Raw genomic sequence first — 16,674 nt, 5'->3', positions numbered from 1 at the left:
TCAGTCGACGAAGAACTCGTCGACGACCCGTCGCGCCGCCTTGCCGTCGTCCCACGGAGCGAAGCGCTCCTTGAACGAGGCGTAGCGCGCGCCGTACTCCGCGTCGTAGGACTCGAGGGCGTCGAGCGCGGCGAACAGCTGCGGCTGGGTGCTGCACCACGGCCCGGGCGCGATCGGCTCGAGGTCGAAGTAGACACCCCGGGCCCGCACGTACTGGGCGAAGTCGGGCACGAAGTAGAGGATCGGCCGACCGGTCAGGCAGAAGTCGAACATGGCCGAGGAGTAGTCGGTGAGCAGGGCGTCGGCGCTGAGGTACAGGTGGTTGATGTCGTGGTGGTGGGTGACATCGATGACCTGGGCGGTGGACCGGTCGCTCAGGTCGTGCCGGGCGTTGAAGCTGTGGCCGCGCAGCAGCACCACCCAGTCGTCGCCGAGGTGACGGGTGAGCGCCGACAGGTCGAGCCCGGTGAACAGGGAAGCGGTCCAACCCTCGCGGTTCAGGTCACGGAAGGTGGGCGCGTACAGCAGCACCTTCTTGTCCTGCGGGATGCCCAGCTCCTCGCGCAGTCGCAGGCGCTCGTCGAGGGTGGTGTCGACCAGGGCGTCGTTGCGGGGGTAGCCGGTCTCGAGAACCGTCCCGTCGTAGGAGAACTCCCGGGGGACCAGGTCGGTGAAGTAGGGGCTGGGCGAGATCATCGCGTGCCAGTGTCCGCCCTCGGCGCGGCGCACGGTTGCTTCCTCGGCGCTCATCCGCTGGTGCTCGACCTGGGACCGGCCCACGTACTTGTAGGGCGTGCCGTGCCAGGTCTGCAGGTAGCGCTGGTGCTCGCGGGGGGCGTAGCCGTCGATGCCGCCGTAGTTGTTGACCAGGAACCGGGCCGCGGCCAGCTTCTCGTACCACTGGGTGCTGTGCTTGACGATGGGGACGCCGCCGGGCGGGACCTGGACGGAGTGGTCGTCGACGCCCCAGTAGAGCGTGAGGTGCGTGTCGCGGCGCAGGAGCTCGCGGTGGATGGCCAGGGCGCTGTCGCAGGCGTTCGACCCCAGGTCGACGTAGAAGAACACCGCCTCCTCCGGCTCGACCTGGGCGTCCTCGCCGAAGGCGATGCGCGACTGGCGCCGGCTGTAGACGCTGCGGTCCGGCTCCGGCACGGGAGCGTCGAGGATCAGGCTGAGCCGACCGGTGGTGGTGGCCTTGACCGTGAGGTGCGCGTCGAAGTCATCGCGCTGGATCGGGTAGGTCTCGACGATGGGCAGCGCCGTGCGCAGGGTCCACGGCTCCTTCGTCTCGGCATCGCGCAGCGTGAGGGAGTAGCGGCCCGCGGGCAGCGGCCTGCGGCGTCCGTACCAGTCGGTGAAGCCGAGGTCGACCGTGGTCGAGAAACGCGAACCGTCCACCTCGAGGTCCTTCCAGGCGCTCGGCTGGTTCTCGGCCCGGTGCACCGCCAGCTGGAGTCGCGACCCAGGGGTCGTGCCCGACAGGCGCACCCTCGTGGCGCTGACGACGTCGAGCGCCTCGATGGTGGCCGAGCTGCGCTCGTCGCTCACCGCGATCATGCCGCGGCGGGTGCGCATGACGCTCGTGGTCACGTCGTCCTGCGCGGTGACCAGGTGCTCGGGCAGGTCCACGGGCAGGACCCGCCCCGCGGCGGTGCGGACCTTGAGGCCGCGCACCAGGTTGCCGCGGGTGGTGGGCGGGGGGACGTCGACGCGGAGGCGGTAGCCACGGGTGATGCGCTGGGTGAGCGTGGCCTCGCTGCGCTCCACCGGGTGCGGGTGGTCGAGCCACGCCGCCACCAGCGGCGACGTGAGGGTGGAGCTCAGGTCGACCGTGAGTCGGCGGTGCGACAGCTGCACGCGCGTGGCGCGCACCTTGGGGCGGCGCAGCACGAGCGTGACGGGTTGGCGCGGCTCCACGAGCGGGTCGACCACGAGGCCGGCGCCGACCTCGTGGGCGGCGACGGTGCGCAGGGTGCCGTTCCGGTCCTGCTCGACCAGCTCGGTCGACCGCTTCACCTCGCCGGCGACCACGGTGGCCACCAGGACCCAACGTCCCGAGCTCATGGCCTCGGCCACGTGGGGATCGTCCAGGTCGAGGACGGCGGTGAAGGCGGAGTCGGCGTAGGTGCGCATGGCGTCCTTGGCCAGCACGTCGACGGAGTGGTCGGTGCGTCGGCTGTGCGGCAGCTCGACCCGGGTGCCGTCGGCGACGTTCAGGGCGCTGATCTCGAGGGTCTGCTGACCGGCGTCGACGGTGTAGGGAACGTAGGCCCAACCCTCGATCTCGAGCACGTTGCCGCGCCAGCGCATGGCGGTGAGCTTGTGCTTGACCTGCGACCCGCTGATGAGCGTGCGGCTGGGGCGGGACAGCGGAGGCAGGCGGGACGGGTAGTTGGCGCTGCTGAGCACCAGCTCGCCGCTGCGCACGTCGGTCAGCCGCTCGGTGCCACTGGCGAGGAACCAGGCGTAGATGTCGGCGGCGGTGGCTGCTCCGAAGGCCACCGTCGAGGAGAAGAACAGTCGGTGCCCGTCGTGGATCCTGTTGCGCAGCTGCTCGGAGGTGCGGGCCCAGTAGGTGCGGACCACCTCGGTGAACAGGTCGCAGTACGCCTCGTCCGCGTCACCGACGTGGCGGGCGAAGACCCACAGGTCTCCGTGGAACAGCTTGAGGAAGAGGTGGTCGCTGATCGAGGTCTCGCGGTCGGCCCGCAGGATCTGGTGCATCTCGGCGATCGCCTCGAGCTTGGCCTGCATGTTGGGCAGCTCGTTGCGACGCTGGGTGATCGAACCGCCCTCGTCCCGCTCGCGCCAGGAGTACACCGGCTGGGGGAGCACGTCCACGGACTCGGCGAGCACGTAGGCGCGCGACATGGGCGCCATGTCCTCGTACAGCCGCCCGACGGGGAACGCGAGGTCGATGCGGTCGATGAACGTGCGCCGGAACAGCTTGTTCCAGACGACGGTGTCGTAGACGAGCTCGGGATGCTGAGCCAGGTTGGTGCGGAGGCGCCGCCGACGGTGGGACTCGCGCTGGTTCCAGGCCTGCCAGTTACGGGTGGAGTTGAACCGGCGTACGTTGCCGGTCGCGAACTCCGACTCGCTGACCATCAAGGTCGAGAGCATGCGCTCATACGCCGTGGGGTGCACCAGGTCGTCGCTGTCGGCGAAGGCGACGAACTCGCCGGTCGCCGCGGCCATGCCGACGTTGCGCGCGTGCGAGAGCCCACCGTTCGGCTGGTGGATGACCATGACCCGCTCGTCCTCAGCGGAGATCTCGTCGCAGATCGAGCCGGAGCGGTCGGTCGAGCCGTCGTCGACCAGGATGATCTGCAGGTCTCGGTACGTCTGGCGCTGCACGCTGCGCACCGCGTCGCGTAGGTACCGCTCGACGTTGTGGACGGGCACGACGACAGAGACGAGCGGCAAGGCCGAGTGCTGCTCGATCAGTCGTGTCGAGGTCTCGACACGTCGCTGCTGGGATCCCCGAGATGGTGAAGGTCTCCAGCGGAGGTGCTTCCTACGCATGGTGCCCGATCTTCCGATGAACGTGGTGCGGCTCTAATCTAGACGATCGGTTGATTTCATTCTGGTGAACGACCAGAGTCGGTCCGATCTGGCGCGTGGTGCGGTTAAAGTTGTCTAGTGCTTCATGCGAGGGGACGAGCGATCGACGTTCGAGTCGAGGGCGACGGAGAGGCATGAAGGAAGCGGTTCTCGCTGTCTCGGTAGACGGTGGTGTCGACGCGCTCCGCGAGGCGTTCGAGCGGAACGAAGGGCGACCCAACTGGTTGCACGTCTCACACGAGGGAATCGGCGCCTCGGACGCGAACCTGATGCTCGCGGCTCGGCGGGACTTGCGTGCACGTGCTCTGCTCGACGAAGTGACGAACCGCGGCTTCTACAGCTTCCGGGTCGAGGACTCCGTGACGCGGCTCGTTCATGAGGAATCGATCAGGTACCTCTGGTCGCAGGTCAAGGATGGTTCGTACGCGATCACGCCGGACAACGTCGTCCACCTGCTGCAGCCCGCCATGGACGCCCCGGCCCGCAAGCTCGTGGTCGTGTTCTCCGCCATGGGCACGGGCATGGCCGACACGAGCATCAACCGCTACTTCGTGCATTACTTCAAGAAGCTGCAGAAGTTCATTGCGAAGGACATCGCCGTCCTACGCATCGCGGATCTCGGCGGTGTGAAAGGGGCGTTCTATCGCGACACGACCTTCCAGCCGCGCAACTTCGAGCGGATCGCCGGGCTCATCGACGCCACCGCGAACGAGCTCGGTCTTGATCGTCGACAGGTTGTCCTGCTGGGGGGAAGCAAGGGCGCGACAGGGGCGCTGTACCACGGTCTTCACGGGGGTTTCCCGTTCTTGTCTGTCGATCCGATCGTCTCGGACGACTTCTACGAATCCACGATGGCCGACGCGCACTACACCGGTAGCGACATCTACCCGTGCTCGAAGCAGGAGCTGACGTCTCGGCTCGTCAAGGAGTTCAAGGTCTCGGGGAAGGCGTTGGATGAGGTGAGCCGCGTCGTTCTCACCTCGTCAAGGTCCCCGCAGTTTCCCTACATCGAGCCTCTGCTCGTCAACGAGCTGCGCTCCGACCTGACCTTTCTGGACGCGACGACGAATCGCATCGTGGACCACGGATCGGTGCTCACCGAGACGCTCCACATTCAGACCATGGCGCTCAACGCGCTGTTGTTCGATCTCGGAACGCCGACAGGCGTGCTTGAGATGCCGTGAGCGTCGTTGGCAAACGGGACCATCGCGAGACCAGGAAGCGCGGGGGCGGAACTGCTTCCGTGAACGAAGGGACCAAGCTGGCATGAGCTTTCGGACACGCATACCTCGTGCCCTGCGTCGTCGAACAAAAGAGAATGCCACGGCGGGCCCGCCCCCACTTCTCTCCGTGATCGTCCCGACCTACAACGTCGAGGCCTACCTCGCCGAGGCCGTGAACAGCCTGGTCGATCAGACGTACCCGAACATCGAGATCATCGTCGTGGACGACGGGTCGACGGACGACAGCGGCGTCATCGCCGACCGGCTCGCCGACGATCACGCGAACGTCCAGGTGATCCACCAGGAGAACGGCGGACTCGGCCACGCGCGCAACACCGGGGCGCGAGCAGCGCGGGGTGAGTACATCGCCTTCGTCGACAGCGACGACATCGTCCCGCCCGGCGCCTACAAGACGATGCTCGGAGTCGTGCGCAAGACCGGTTCGGACTTCGTGACGGGAAACGCCGAGCGGTTCACCGGGAGCAGGACCTGGCCTGCGTGGAACCAGGCGATCTCGCACCGCCGCGAGGCGCGCCGCACGACGATCCACAAGACTCCCGAGCTGCTCTACGACACCCAGGCCTGGAACAAGGTCTTCCGCAAGGACTTCTACGACCGCATCGAGGTCCAGTGGGTCGAGGGACGTCTCTACGAGGACATGTTCCCGGTGCAACGCGCCTACTTCGCCGCCGAAGCGGTCGACGTGGTCCACGACGTGATCTACCGCTGGCGCAGCCGCGACGAGTTCGACTCGATCACGCAGCGCCGTCGCGACCTGCGCAACCTCGTGGACAAGATCGAGATGGTCGACCGCGGGGCCGTCCTCGTCGAGGAGTCCGGTGACGCAGCGCTTCGCGAGCTCTTCGTGCAGAAGCTCTTCGACGGGGATCTCTTCGCCTACAGACAGTGGCTCGGCCAGGATCTCGCGTTCGACGAGGCCTTCGTCTCGGCGGTCCGCAGGCACTGGCCGCGGGACGGCGAGATGCACGTCCTCGACTCGATGTGGCTGGAGCGCCGTGTGTTCTACGCCTCGATCGTCGAGCACGGTCTCGACGAGGCGCTGCGTGCTTGGCAGTGGGTCCGCGAGAACCGGTTCCGGCTGCCGACCGTCATCCGGGACGGCCGACTGACGGTGGATCTCGAACGTCTCGACCCCGAGGCCCCGGTGCTCCCGGAGTCCATCTGGGTGATCGAGGCGGAGTCGCAGCTGAACTGCACCGTCACCGACGTCAGGTGGACGGGAACGCGGCTCGTCATCACGGGCTGGGCCTACATCCCCAACGACGAGCACCTCGAGCAGCAAGTCGTCAGGGTCGTGGCCGGGCGCGGCGATCGGTCGTTCGCCTTCGAGGTCGAACGACACGACACCCCGTACGCCAGCAGGTACGCGGCGTCGGAGCTGCGGTCGCACGCATGCACGGGCTTCACGGCGTCGTTGGACGTCGAGCACCTGCCTGCCTGGACGGACGATCTCGAACGGACGACGCGACTGCCGCTGCAGGTCGAGGTGGAGCGGGCAGGACTCGTCCGAAAGGGTCCCGTCGCCAAGGTGTGGCGTGGCGGTTCGATCCACAGCCTGGTCGCACGCCACACCAGCAACGACCTGCGGGTGCACGTGGTCGGGCGCGCAGGCGATCCGCTCGTCGTCGCCGTCGGACGCGCGGGGATCACGGCTTCGACCGCGTCCCTGGTCGACCGGCAGCTCACGGTGGAGCTCTCGGAGACGTCTGCCGCGCAGGTGGTCGAGGCTTGGTTGGAGCACGACACGAGCGGCGCGCGCACGGACGTCGAGATGGACTCCTCGGACGGGCGCGTCACGGTCTCGGCCGAACTGCGCGACGTCGGCGACCGCGGCTGGGTCACGCGGTACCTGAAGGTCAAGACCATGACCGGCTCGGTCCACCGGGTCGAGCTGCCGATGGGAGCGACGACCTCGACCGAGTCGCCGGACACGGCGCTGTGGCTCGGACGCACGGGATGGGGTCTGCTGACCGTGACGGACCGACCAAGGGTGGTCGAGGTCGACGAGGTGGAGCTCGTCCCAGGAGCGGTGATCCTTCGTGGGACGGCGGCTCCGGGCGTCTCCATCGACGTCGGACGAAAGCAGCTGCGCCACACCACGGAGGTGTGGGTGACCGCCCGGCGCGACGGAAGGACCTTCGAGGTCGAGGTGCCGATGTCGTCGGGGGACGATGAAGCACCGCTGAAGTCGGGCACCTACAAGTTCGTCGTGCGAGCCACCGATGCGCGGGCATCGCACCGGTACGACTGGCTGTTGCGATCGTCGGTGGAGGGAGCGGCTCACGCGCCCTTCCGGAGGGTGTTCGACGATCACGCCATCCAGGTCAACCTGACCGGATCGCGTGAGCTGCACTTCTGGTCCGAGCCACCCCTGGAGCCCGACGAGCGCTCGAAGCACTGCCAGGTGGAGCGGGCGGCGGCGTCGCGTCGGCTGCCGATCCAGGAGGCCGTCTTCTGCACCACCTACTTCGGGTTCGAGGCGTCGGACTCACCTGAGGCGATCCATCACGAGATCCGGCGGCGCTTCCCCGAGCTGCCCGTGTACTGGGGCGTGGTCGACCGCTCAGTCGTGGTGCCCGAGGGTGGCACGCCGGTCGTCATGATGAGCCAGGAGTGGCACGAGGCGATCGCCACCTCGCGGTTCCTCGTGAACAACGTGGGCTCGATCATGCAGGGCTACAAGCGCCGTCCCGACCAGGTCGACGTCCAGACCTGGCACGGAACCCCGCTGAAGATCGTCGGCCACTCGTTACTGAACCAGCAGGGCAAGGACGACTCCGAGCTGATTCGAGAGGGTGCCCAATGGGACCTGCTCGTGTCGCAGAGTCCCTACTACAGCGACGTCGTCGCCCGGGAGTTCTGTACGCGGGCAGAGGTGATCGAGTCCGGGTACCCGAGGAATGACGAGGTCGTTCGGGCCGATGCCGGGAGGATCGCAGCGCTGCGGTCGATGCTGGGGATCCCCGAGGGCGACAAGGTCGTCCTCTACGCGCCCACCTGGCGGGACAACCTCAAGTCCGGCTGGTCGGCGAAGTTCTTCGAGGCGCTCGACCTGGAGCGACTGGCGAAGGACCTCGGGGAGAACTGGACTGTTCTCCTGCGCGGCCACGGCTTCAACGCCCGGGCAGGAGACCCCTCGCGGTCCTCCGGTCAGGTCATCGACGTCACGCAGCATCCCCGCATCAACGACCTCTACCTCGTGGCCGATGCGCTCGTGACCGACTACTCGTCGGTGATGTTCGACTTCTGCGTCACGGGGCGACCGATCATCTTCTACACGCCCGACCTCGAGTCATACCTCGCGCAGCGACCGACGTATGTCGACCTGCTCGAGATCGCGCCCGGCCCGGTGGTGCGCGACCAGAGCGCGCTCCGTGACGCACTCGCGGACCTCGACCGGACGGTCGAGGACCATGCGGCTGCCTACGCGAGCTTCGTCGAGCGATTCGCGCCGTGGGACGACGGCAGGGCGGCGGAGCGTGTCGTCGACGCGATGCTTCGCAAGCGCGACGAGAAGACCACCGCAGCGGCGAGCGAGTTCTCGCGCGGGTTCCACCAGACAGCGCTGCATCATCTGCAGGACGCTCCGGAGTTCGCGACGTTGGCGGACGTCGTGCGGAAGGGAGCCGACGGCCGACCCGTGATCTACGTGCCCAACGTCGGGAACTGGGGGGACGCCCTGATCCACCAGGGAGTTCTGCGCTTCCTGGAGCGCGAGGAGATCGACTATGTGATCAGCTGGCGGAAGTACTGGTCGACGCTCGGCAAGCGCCATCCGGAGGTCGACACGTCGAAGTCGCTGATGCTGATGTCGGCAGGCGGTGCCTGGTGCGAGAACTGGTCCCACGGACGTGACGCCGTCGAGGAGCTCGCGCCGTCAGTGGCACGAACGATCGTGCTGCCCTCGACCTACGAGCTGGGGCCGGCGAACGTCCCGGACGGCCACGAGATCACCTACTTCGCGCGCGACACCTCGCTCAGCCGCGCCGCCAACCCGGACGCCACGTTCTGCCACGACATGGCGTTCTACCTCGACCTGGACCTCGACCTCCCTCTCCCGGCACAGACCCGGCGGAGCTACCTGCGGGAGGACAAGGAGGCGTCGCCGCAGCAGCACCGTGGTCTTGCGGACGCGGGATCGTTCGACATCAGTCGTCTGCGCACGGCCGGCGACCCGGTGGAGCCGTTCTTCCAGATCGTCGCAGGGTCCAGGCAGGTGCGAACCGATCGACTCCACGTCGCCATCGCCGGAGCGATGCTGGGCCTGGACGTGGAGCTGCTCGGCGGGAGCTATCCCAAGGCCAGAGCGATCTTCGACAGCTCGATCGCGCCGCACTTTCCTCAGGTGCGCTACCTGGAGTGGCCCACCCCCGCCGAATGACGCAGGTGGGGGCGGCTCAGCCCTTCGCCCACTCCTCGTTCCAGCCCTCGACCTCGTCGGCGCTGCGGGGGTCGGGGCCGGTGTAGACCGACGAGGGCCGGATCAGGCGGCCCTTGTTGTACTGCTCCAGGATGTGGGCGCTCCAGCCGGCGGTGCGCGCCGACGTGAACATCGCGGTGAACATGTTCGGCGGCACCTCGGCGAAGTCGAGCACGATCGCGGCCCAGAACTCCACGTTGGTCTCGAGGACGCGGTCGGGGCGGCGCGCACGCAGCTCGGCGAGTGCAGCCTGCTCGAGCGCCTCGGCCACCTCGGCGCGGGGGGCGTTGAGCTCCTTGGCGGTGCGGCGCAGCGTGCGGGCACGGGGGTCCTCGGCGCGGTAGACGCGGTGGCCGAAGCCCATGAGGCGCTCGCCGGAGTCGAGGAGGTTCTTCACGTAGGCCTCGGCGTCGCCGGACTTCTCGACCTGCTCGATCATGTGCAGCACGCGCGAGGGGGCACCGCCGTGCAGCGGGCCCGACATGGCGCCGACGGCACCGGAGAGCGCTGCGGCCACGTCGGCACCGGTGGAGGCGATGACGCGAGCGGTGAAGGTGGAGGCGTTCATGCCGTGCTCGGCGGCCGAGACCAGGTAGGCGTCGATCGCCTTGGCGTGGTCGGGGTTCACCTCGCCGCGCCAGCGCATCAGCATCCGCTCGACGATGGTGGCCTGCTCGTCGATGACGGCCTGGGGCACCATCGGCTTGCCGACGCCGCGGGCGGCCTGTGCCACGTACGACAGGATCATCACGGCGGTGCGGGAGAGGTCCTCGCGGACCTGCTCGGGGGTCTCGATGTCGTAGAGCTGGCGAAGGCCCCACGCCGGAGCGGTGAGGGCGATGGCGCTCTGCACGTCGGCGCGGATGTCGCCGGAGTGCACGGGGATGGGGAACGGCTCGGCGGGCGGCAGGCCGGGCTCGTAGTGGCCGTCGACCAGGAGGCCCCAGATCTTCTCGAACGGCACGCGGCCGACGAGGTCGTCGATGTCGACGCCGCGGTAGCGCAGCGCGGACCCTTCCTTGTCGGGCTCGGCGATGTCGCTCTCGAAAGCGATGACGCCCTCGAGCCCGTGGTGAACCTTCACGTCTTCAGCCATGGCTGCATTGTGCCCTGGACCGCAGGGCCTGTGTGCGGCGCGTCCTGCCGGTGGTCCTGAGCCGCACTACCGTGGTGGTCATGACCGGCTCCGTCGACGCAGCACGACTCGCGGCCATGCGCAGCGAGTACGAGAACGCCGGACTCGACGAGGGCACGGCCGGTGACGACCCGATGGACCTGCTGAGGCGGTGGCTCGACGACGTCGTCGACGCGCAGGTGCCCGAGCCCAACGCGATGGCGCTCGCCACCGCCACGCTCGATGGTCTCCCGTCGGTCCGCACGGTGCTCATGAAGGGGCTCGACGACCGGGGCATCACGTTCTTCACCCACTACAGCTCCCGCAAGGGAGTGGAGCTGGCAGCGAACCCGCGGGCCGCGGCCACGTTGCTCTGGCACCCCGTGCAGCGCCAGGTGCGGCTGGAGGGACACGTCGAGCGGCTGCCGGAGGAGGAGAGCGACGCCTACTTCGCGAGCCGGCCGCGGGGCGCCCAGCTCGGCGCAGTCGCCTCGCACCAGTCGCGGCCGGTGGCCGACCGCGCGGCCCTCGAGGAGCAGGTGCGCGAGGCCACCGAGCGGGCGGGAGACGCCGAGGTCCGACGGCCGTCGACGTGGGGTGGCTACCTCCTGGTGCCGACCACCATCGAGTTCTGGCACGGCCGGCGCAACCGCGTGCACGACCGCCTGCTCTTCCGCCATGAGGGCGCCGGCTGGACGCGCACTCGCCTCCAGCCCTGAGACCGACCCGACTCAGAGCACGAGGGCCGCGGTCACCGCCGCCGGCAGCACGCCGAGCAGGGTCCACGGTGAGACCGGCGAGAGCCGGTGCACCAGCCGTCCGGCCGAGACCGCGGCGGTGCCGAGCGCGCCCATGATCGCGACCAGCACGATCGCGGCGTCGTGCCGCTCGCCGGCGAGCATCGTGACCGCGGCGGCCAGCGCTCCGAGGGGGAAGCAGGACACCGCGACGACGAGCAGGCTCACGATCCACTGCTGGACCTGCTGCGTCGTCATCGGTGGTCGGGCCATGACGTGATCCTGCCAGCGAGGGTCGGTCACCCATGCGCCAAGATCGTTGCGTGGGGAGACTGTCAGGGGTGGCCGGTGCGGTGCTGACCGACGTGCGTCCGCTGCGCGCGTCACCGGCGTATCGACGGTTGTGGCTCGGCCAGACCGTCTCCGCGTTCGGCCAGCAGATGACGATCGTCGCGATCGCGTACGAGGTCTACTCGCTCACCACGTCGTCGTTCTCCGTCGGCCTCATCGGCCTGGCCGGACTCCTGCCCCTCGTGCTCGGCGGGCTCTACGGCGGCGCGCTCGCCGACGCCTTCGACCGACGTCGGGTCGCCCTCGTGTCCGCCCTCGGGTTGTGGCTGTGCTCGATGGCCCTCGTCGCCCACAGCCTCGCCGGCGTCGACTCCGTCGGCTTCCTCTACGGGCTGGTCGCCGTGCAGTCGGCGCTGTTCGCCGTCAACCAGCCCGCGCGGTCGGCCATGCTGCCGCGCCTGCTGCCGGCCGACCTGCTCCCGGCCGCCAACGCCCTCGGGATGGCCGCGACCAACCTCTCCTTCACCGCCGGGCCGCTGCTCGGCGGGCTTCTCATCGCCTGGAAGGGTGTCGACGCCGCCTACCTCGTCGACGTCGTGCTCTTCGTGGCCGCCCTCTACTCCCTGTTCCGGCTGCCGGCGCTGCCGCCGCTCACCCGCCAGCCCGTCCCGGGCCTCCGGTCGGTGGTCGAGGGGCTGCGCTTCCTGCGCACGGCACCCAACGTGCGCATGACGTTCGTGATCGACCTGTTCGCGATGGTGCTCGCCCAGCCACGCGCCCTGTTCCCTGCCCTCGCCGTGACGGTCTTCGCGACCGGCCCGGAGACCCTCGGGCTCCTGCAGGCCGCTCCCGGCATCGGTGCGGTGATCGCGTTCCTCGTGTCCGGCTGGGTGAGCCGGGTGCACCGGCACGGGGTCGCCGTCGTCGCAGCCGTGTGCGTCTACGGTGCCGCGGTGTCGGCGGCAGGGGTGTCGGTCTTCTCCGGCGCGAGCCTGCTGTGGTTGTGCGTGCTCATGCTCGCCTGCTCGGGTGCGGCCGACATGGTCAGCGCCGCCTACCGGTCGACGATCCTGCAGACCGCGGCCCCCGACGAGCTGCGCGGCCGCATGCAGGGCGTGTTCATCGTCGTCGTCGCCGGTGGCCCGCGCCTGGGCGACTTCGTGATGGGCTCGCTCGCCGGTCTGGCGGGGGAGGCCTGGGCGATGACGATCGGCGGGGCGCTGTGCGTGGCCGCCACGGCCTGGTTCGGCCTGCGGTCGCGTGGGTTCCGCGCCTACGACGCGCGCGAACCCACGCCGTAGCGGGTGCTCGACGCGTCGTTCGACTCGTTGGGAGGTAGCGCACCGAACGGGCGCGTCTGAGGTAGGTCTCGCACCTCATGCGCCGTCGATGAGGTGCGACACCTACCTCAGGCGGCGGTGTCAGGTGCGCTACCTACCTCTGACCAGGGCACGGAGGTGACGAGGAAGGGTCAGGAGAAGCGGGCGAGGTCGATCTCGATCCAGACCTGCTCGGCCCGACCCAGCAGCTCGCCGTCGACGGTGTGCAGGGCGGTGGCGGTGCGGAACTTGCGGCCGTCGCGCTCGCGCAGGAGGCCCGACGCGAGCAGCGCCTCGCCCGCGGCGGGACGACGCAGCACCTCGGCCGTCATCCGGCCCAGCACCATCGGCTGCGCGGTGAAGTCGGCGGCCCAGCCACCGGGGCAGTCGAGCGCCGCCCACGTGGTGGGGACGTCGAGCAGGCCGTCGCTCCCGGCCACGGCGGGGTCGGGGGTCCAGGTGCCCGCCGTGCGCCCGTCGCCCACCGGACCGGTGAAGAGCCGCAGGCCGTCGCCGGGCTGGCGAGCCGTGCCGCAGGTGAAGCACAGGTCGAAGGGGTGCGACGCGAACCCGGGGTACGACGCCACGCCCTGCTCGGCCTCGTCGATGCTCGGGGCGGTGAGCGGCTCGTGCTCGAACGACCCCGACGTCGCCTCGCCGATGAGCGCGCCACCGGCCGTCACGAGTCGCACCTCCTCGGGGTGGTCCTCCCAGGTGAGCGGGACCTCCAGCGGGGGCGGCTGCCGAAGGGTGGCCGTCACCACCGTGCTGCCGTGCCGCTCCTGCTGCTGCGCGGCGAGCAGGCCGCTCACCCAGCCGCCGTTGCCTGAGTGCTCCGGGCCGTTGAACCTGCGGGGGATCGTGGTCACGGGACCACCGTAACCACGCCGCACGGTCCGGGCGACGACCCCGGTCCCGAAGCTCTCGCGTCAGGAGTCCGGTCGCCGGCGGCCCTGATCAGGAACGCATGGCCTCGTAGCGGCGCAACGACTCCTTGCGCTCCTCGGCATGGTCGACCATCGGCCCGGGGTAGTCCGCCGGCGGCTCGTCCAGGCGCCACGGCTCGTGGACGAACCGGTCCGGGACGTCGCGCAGCTCCGGCACCCACCGGCGCACGTACGTGCCGTCGGGATCGAACTTCTTGCCCTGCGACGTCGGGTTGAAGATGCGGAAGTACGGGGCGGCGTCGGTGCCGCACCCGGCCACCCACTGCCAGCCGTGCTGGTTGGAGCAGGGGTCGGCGTCCACGAGCAGGTCGAGGAAGTGGTCGGCGCCCACGGTCCACTCCAGGTGCAGGTCCTTCACCAGGAAGCTGGCCACGATCATCCGCACGCGGTTGTGCATCCAGCCCTCCGCCTGCAGCTGGCGCATGCCGGCGTCGACGATCGGGAAGCCGGTGCGGCCGTCCTTCCACAGCTGCAGGTCGCCGCCGGGGTGGTCGTACTCCATCGTCTCGAACCGCTTGTCGTAGTAGCCCTCGAGCGTGTCGGGCCGGTGGTGCACGACGTCGGCGTAGAACTCGCGGAACGCCAGCTCGCGCGCGTAGGCCTCGGCGCCCTTGCCGCCCCGCTCGGCCAGGTCGGCGAGCATGGTGCGCGGGTGGATGGTGCCCCACTTCAGGTGCACCGACATGCGCGACGTCGCGTCGCGGCCGGGCACGTCGCGCAGGTCGTCGTACTCGTCGACCTGGTCGATCCAGTCGCGCCAGCGACGTCGGGCCGCCTCCTCACCGAGCGGGGGGAGGGTGACGCCCTCGGGCGGGTCCACGTCGGGCAGCTGGGTGGTGCGCACGTCGGCCTGGATCCACGGCACCGAGCGGACACCCGGGGCCGGAGCGCGCCATCCGTGGGCCTGCCACGCCCGGTAGAAGGGAGTGAAGACCCGGTACGGGGTGCCGTCGTCCTTGGTCACCCGACCGGGCGCGACGGCGTACGAGGAGCCGGTGCGCACGAACGCCAGGTCGTCGTCGGCCAGCGCCTTCTCGATGCGCTCGTCCCGGCCCGACTCGTACGGGCCGTAGTCGGCGGCCACGTGCACGCTCGACGCCTCCACGGCACGCGCCACCCGCGGCACGACCTCCTCGGGCTTGCCGTGCACCACCACGAGCCCACCGACGCGTTCGTCGAGGTCGCGCAGCAGTCCCATGAGGTACGCCAGACGGGTCCGACCGTTCGGCCCCCAGTAGTGGTCGTCGAGCACGAACATCGGCACGACGCCGTCGGGACCGGCCTCGATGGCCTCGCGCAGGGCCGGGTTGTCGTTCAGCCGGAAGTCGGATCGGAAGCACATCACGGAGGTCGGCACGGGCACCATCCTCACGCGTGCACGCGGTGTCTGCACCTCATGGAACAATGGCCGCGTGAGCGAGCTGATCGACACCACCGAGATGTACCTGCGCACCGTCTTCGAGCTGGAGGAGGAGGGCATCGTCCCCCTGCGCGCACGCATCGCCGAGCGCCTCCACCAGAGCGGGCCCACGGTCAGCCAGACCGTGGCGCGCATGGAGCGCGACGGCCTGCTCACCGTCGAGGGCGACCGCCACCTCGAGCTGTCCGACAAGGGTCGTGCCCTCGCCACGCGGGTCATGCGCAAGCACCGTCTCGCCGAGCGCCTGCTCACCGACGTCATCGGGCTCGAGATCGAGTTCGTGCACGAAGAGGCCTGCCGCTGGGAGCACGTCATGTCCGAGCAGGTCGAGCGTCGGCTCGTCGAGCTGCTCGAGCACCCCACCGAGTCGCCGTACGGCAACCCCATCCCCGGGCTCGAGGAGCTCGGCGAGGTCGTCGACGACTCCACGTTCCTGCACGGCGTCGAGCCGCTCACCAAGGTCACCGGCCGTTCCGACGAGCCCGTCCGCCGCATCGTCCGGCGCATCGCCGAGGAGCTGCAGAAGGACACCGAGGTCATGTCGGTCCTGCGCCGCGTCGGCGCGCTGCCCGGCAACGACGTGCTCGTCTCGCGCGGTCACGACGGCGTGGTCGTCGCCCGCCAGGGCGAGACCGCCGAGATCGACGCCGACGCCGCCGCGCACATCTTCGTCTCGGAGTAGACCCCGCCCAGGGCTGCCGCAGCGCTAGGGGCGCTGCGTGGCCTGGCGGAGCGCTGCCTCCACCGACGTCCGCCCGCCGGGCGGGAGCCCCACGAGGTCGTCGATGTCGTGCTCGGTGCACACCATGTCGAGCGACAGGCTGTGGACCAGGGCGGCGTTGAGCGAGCTGGGACCCGGCGCGACGGTACCGACGAGCAGGCTGAACGTGTGCGGCAGCAGCACGGGGAACAGCAGCGTCGACGGCACCCGTCGGCCCGCGGCCCGCGCGTGGGCCTGGATCAGCTCGCGGTACGTGACGACGTCGGGCCCGCCCACGTCGAAGCTGCGCCGCACCTCGCCCTCGAGGTCGGTGACGCCGACCAGGTAGTGCAGCAGGTCCTCGAGCCCCACGGGCTGCATCGTGTGCTTCAGCCACGTCGGCCCGACGACCACGGGCAGGAGGCGGGTGGCGACCTCCATGAGGTCGAACGACGCCGAGCCTCGACCGATCACCATGCCGGCGCGCAGCACCACCGCGGGGACGCTGCCGCCGAGGAGGATCTGGGCGACCTCGTCGCGCGAGGCCAGGTGCTCGGTCAGCTCGCTGTCCCCGGGCGGCAGCAGGCCACCCAAGTAGACGATGCGCTGCACGCCGGCCTCGGCAGCCGCCGTGGCGAAGGTGGTGGCGAGCACCCGGTCGGCGGCGGCGTAGTCGTCACCGTCGGACATCGCGTGCAGCAGGTAGTGGGCCACGCCGACGCCTGCCAGCGCACGGGCGAGGACCTGCGGGTCACCCGCGTCGCCCTGCACCACCTCGACCGACGACACCCATGCGGCGTCGGGCAGTCGAGCGGGGTTGCGGACGAGCACACGCACCTCGTCGCCGCGTGCGACGAGCCGCTCGGCCAGGTGCGCCCCGACGAAACCCGTGACCCCGGTGACCAGCACCGGCGCCAT

At 69.7% G+C, this 16,674-nt stretch carries 11 protein-coding genes; 5 read left to right on the top strand and 6 right to left on the bottom strand.

Annotated features, from left to right (window positions below; all coding sequences use genetic code 11):
- Nucleotides 1-3,405: a CDP-glycerol glycerophosphotransferase family protein gene (locus NBW76_RS15575; protein ID WP_250246803.1), complete on the bottom strand. Its 3,405-nt coding sequence runs from the start codon at nucleotides 3,403-3,405 to the stop codon at nucleotides 1-3.
- 293 nt (nucleotides 3,406-3,698) lie between these two features.
- Here NBW76_RS15575 and NBW76_RS15570 point away from each other — a divergent pair, with 293 nt between their 5' ends.
- Nucleotides 3,699-4,748: an XcbB/CpsF family capsular polysaccharide biosynthesis protein gene (locus NBW76_RS15570; RefSeq protein WP_056552561.1), complete on the top strand. Its 1,050-nt coding sequence runs from the start codon at nucleotides 3,699-3,701 to the stop codon at nucleotides 4,746-4,748.
- Nucleotides 4,749-4,830: 82 nt separating this feature from the next.
- The gene (locus tag NBW76_RS15565) at nucleotides 4,831-9,189 is read left to right on the top strand and encodes a CDP-glycerol glycerophosphotransferase family protein (protein WP_082481261.1); all 4,359 of its coding nucleotides are present in this window, start codon (nucleotides 4,831-4,833) and stop codon (nucleotides 9,187-9,189) included.
- A 16-nt stretch (nucleotides 9,190-9,205) separates the two neighbouring features.
- Here the strand turns inward: NBW76_RS15565 and NBW76_RS15560 are convergent, their stop codons facing one another.
- Nucleotides 9,206-10,324, bottom strand: a complete 1,119-nt coding sequence (locus NBW76_RS15560; RefSeq protein WP_055969195.1) for a citrate synthase 2 — start codon at nucleotides 10,322-10,324, stop codon at nucleotides 9,206-9,208.
- Nucleotides 10,325-10,404: 80 nt separating this feature from the next.
- On the opposite strand from NBW76_RS15560, the gene pdxH reads away from it, so the two are divergent.
- Nucleotides 10,405-11,061, top strand: coding sequence for a pyridoxamine 5'-phosphate oxidase (gene pdxH, locus NBW76_RS15555; RefSeq protein WP_056552983.1), 657 nt, complete (start codon nucleotides 10,405-10,407; stop codon nucleotides 11,059-11,061).
- Between the two features lie 12 nt (nucleotides 11,062-11,073).
- On the opposite strand, the gene NBW76_RS15550 is transcribed toward pdxH, so the two are convergent.
- Nucleotides 11,074-11,352, bottom strand: coding sequence for a hypothetical protein (locus NBW76_RS15550; RefSeq protein WP_156364669.1), 279 nt, complete (start codon nucleotides 11,350-11,352; stop codon nucleotides 11,074-11,076).
- A 50-nt stretch (nucleotides 11,353-11,402) separates the two neighbouring features.
- Between NBW76_RS15550 and NBW76_RS15545 the strand changes: the two genes are divergently transcribed.
- Nucleotides 11,403-12,671 (top strand): MFS transporter, encoded by a 1,269-nt coding sequence (locus tag NBW76_RS15545; RefSeq protein ID WP_200914439.1) that lies wholly within the window; start codon nucleotides 11,403-11,405, stop codon nucleotides 12,669-12,671.
- A 170-nt stretch (nucleotides 12,672-12,841) separates the two neighbouring features.
- On the opposite strand, the gene NBW76_RS15540 is transcribed toward NBW76_RS15545, so the two are convergent.
- Together NBW76_RS15540 and NBW76_RS15535 are read right to left on the bottom strand one after the other, a co-directional pair.
- Nucleotides 12,842-13,558 (bottom strand): hypothetical protein, encoded by a 717-nt coding sequence (locus tag NBW76_RS15540; protein WP_056552548.1) that lies wholly within the window; start codon nucleotides 13,556-13,558, stop codon nucleotides 12,842-12,844.
- 88 nt (nucleotides 13,559-13,646) lie between these two features.
- Nucleotides 13,647-15,002: a deoxyribodipyrimidine photo-lyase gene (locus NBW76_RS15535; RefSeq protein WP_055969182.1), complete on the bottom strand. Its 1,356-nt coding sequence runs from the start codon at nucleotides 15,000-15,002 to the stop codon at nucleotides 13,647-13,649.
- A gap of 46 nt (nucleotides 15,003-15,048) precedes the next feature.
- Here NBW76_RS15535 and NBW76_RS15530 point away from each other — a divergent pair, with 46 nt between their 5' ends.
- Entirely contained in the window at nucleotides 15,049-15,738 is a 690-nt protein-coding gene (locus NBW76_RS15530; protein WP_055969178.1) for a metal-dependent transcriptional regulator, read from the top strand.
- Between the two features lie 24 nt (nucleotides 15,739-15,762).
- Here NBW76_RS15530 and NBW76_RS15525 read toward each other — a convergent pair whose 3' ends face one another.
- Nucleotides 15,763-16,674 carry an NAD(P)H-binding protein gene (locus tag NBW76_RS15525; RefSeq protein WP_156366822.1) on the bottom strand — a complete coding sequence of 304 codons (912 nt, stop codon included), beginning with the start codon at nucleotides 16,672-16,674 and terminating at the stop codon, nucleotides 15,763-15,765.

This window comes from Aeromicrobium sp. Leaf245 (assembly GCF_942548115.1).
GTDB lineage: Bacteria > Actinomycetota > Actinomycetes > Propionibacteriales > Nocardioidaceae > Aeromicrobium.
Note: the sequence above shows the minus strand (reverse complement) of the source record. Positions and strands in the feature narration are given on the sequence as shown.

Excerpts from the sequence above, each read along its gene's own strand:
- NBW76_RS15565 (WP_082481261.1), top strand. The coding sequence starts at position 4,831 with ATGAGCTTTCGGACACGCATACCTCGTGCCCTGCGTCGTCGAACAAAA.
- NBW76_RS15570 (WP_056552561.1), top strand. The coding sequence starts at position 3,699 with ATGAAGGAAGCGGTTCTCGCTGTCTCGGTAGACGGTGGTGTCGACGCG.
- NBW76_RS15560 (WP_055969195.1), bottom strand. The coding sequence starts at position 10,324 with ATGGCTGAAGACGTGAAGGTTCACCACGGGCTCGAGGGCGTCATCGCT.
- NBW76_RS15525 (WP_156366822.1), bottom strand. The coding sequence starts at position 16,674 with ATGGCGCCGGTGCTGGTCACCGGGGTCACGGGTTTCGTCGGGGCGCAC.
- NBW76_RS15550 (WP_156364669.1), bottom strand. The coding sequence starts at position 11,352 with ATGGCCCGACCACCGATGACGACGCAGCAGGTCCAGCAGTGGATCGTG.
- NBW76_RS15535 (WP_055969182.1), bottom strand. The coding sequence starts at position 15,002 with ATGGTGCCCGTGCCGACCTCCGTGATGTGCTTCCGATCCGACTTCCGG.
- pdxH (WP_056552983.1), top strand. The coding sequence starts at position 10,405 with ATGACCGGCTCCGTCGACGCAGCACGACTCGCGGCCATGCGCAGCGAG.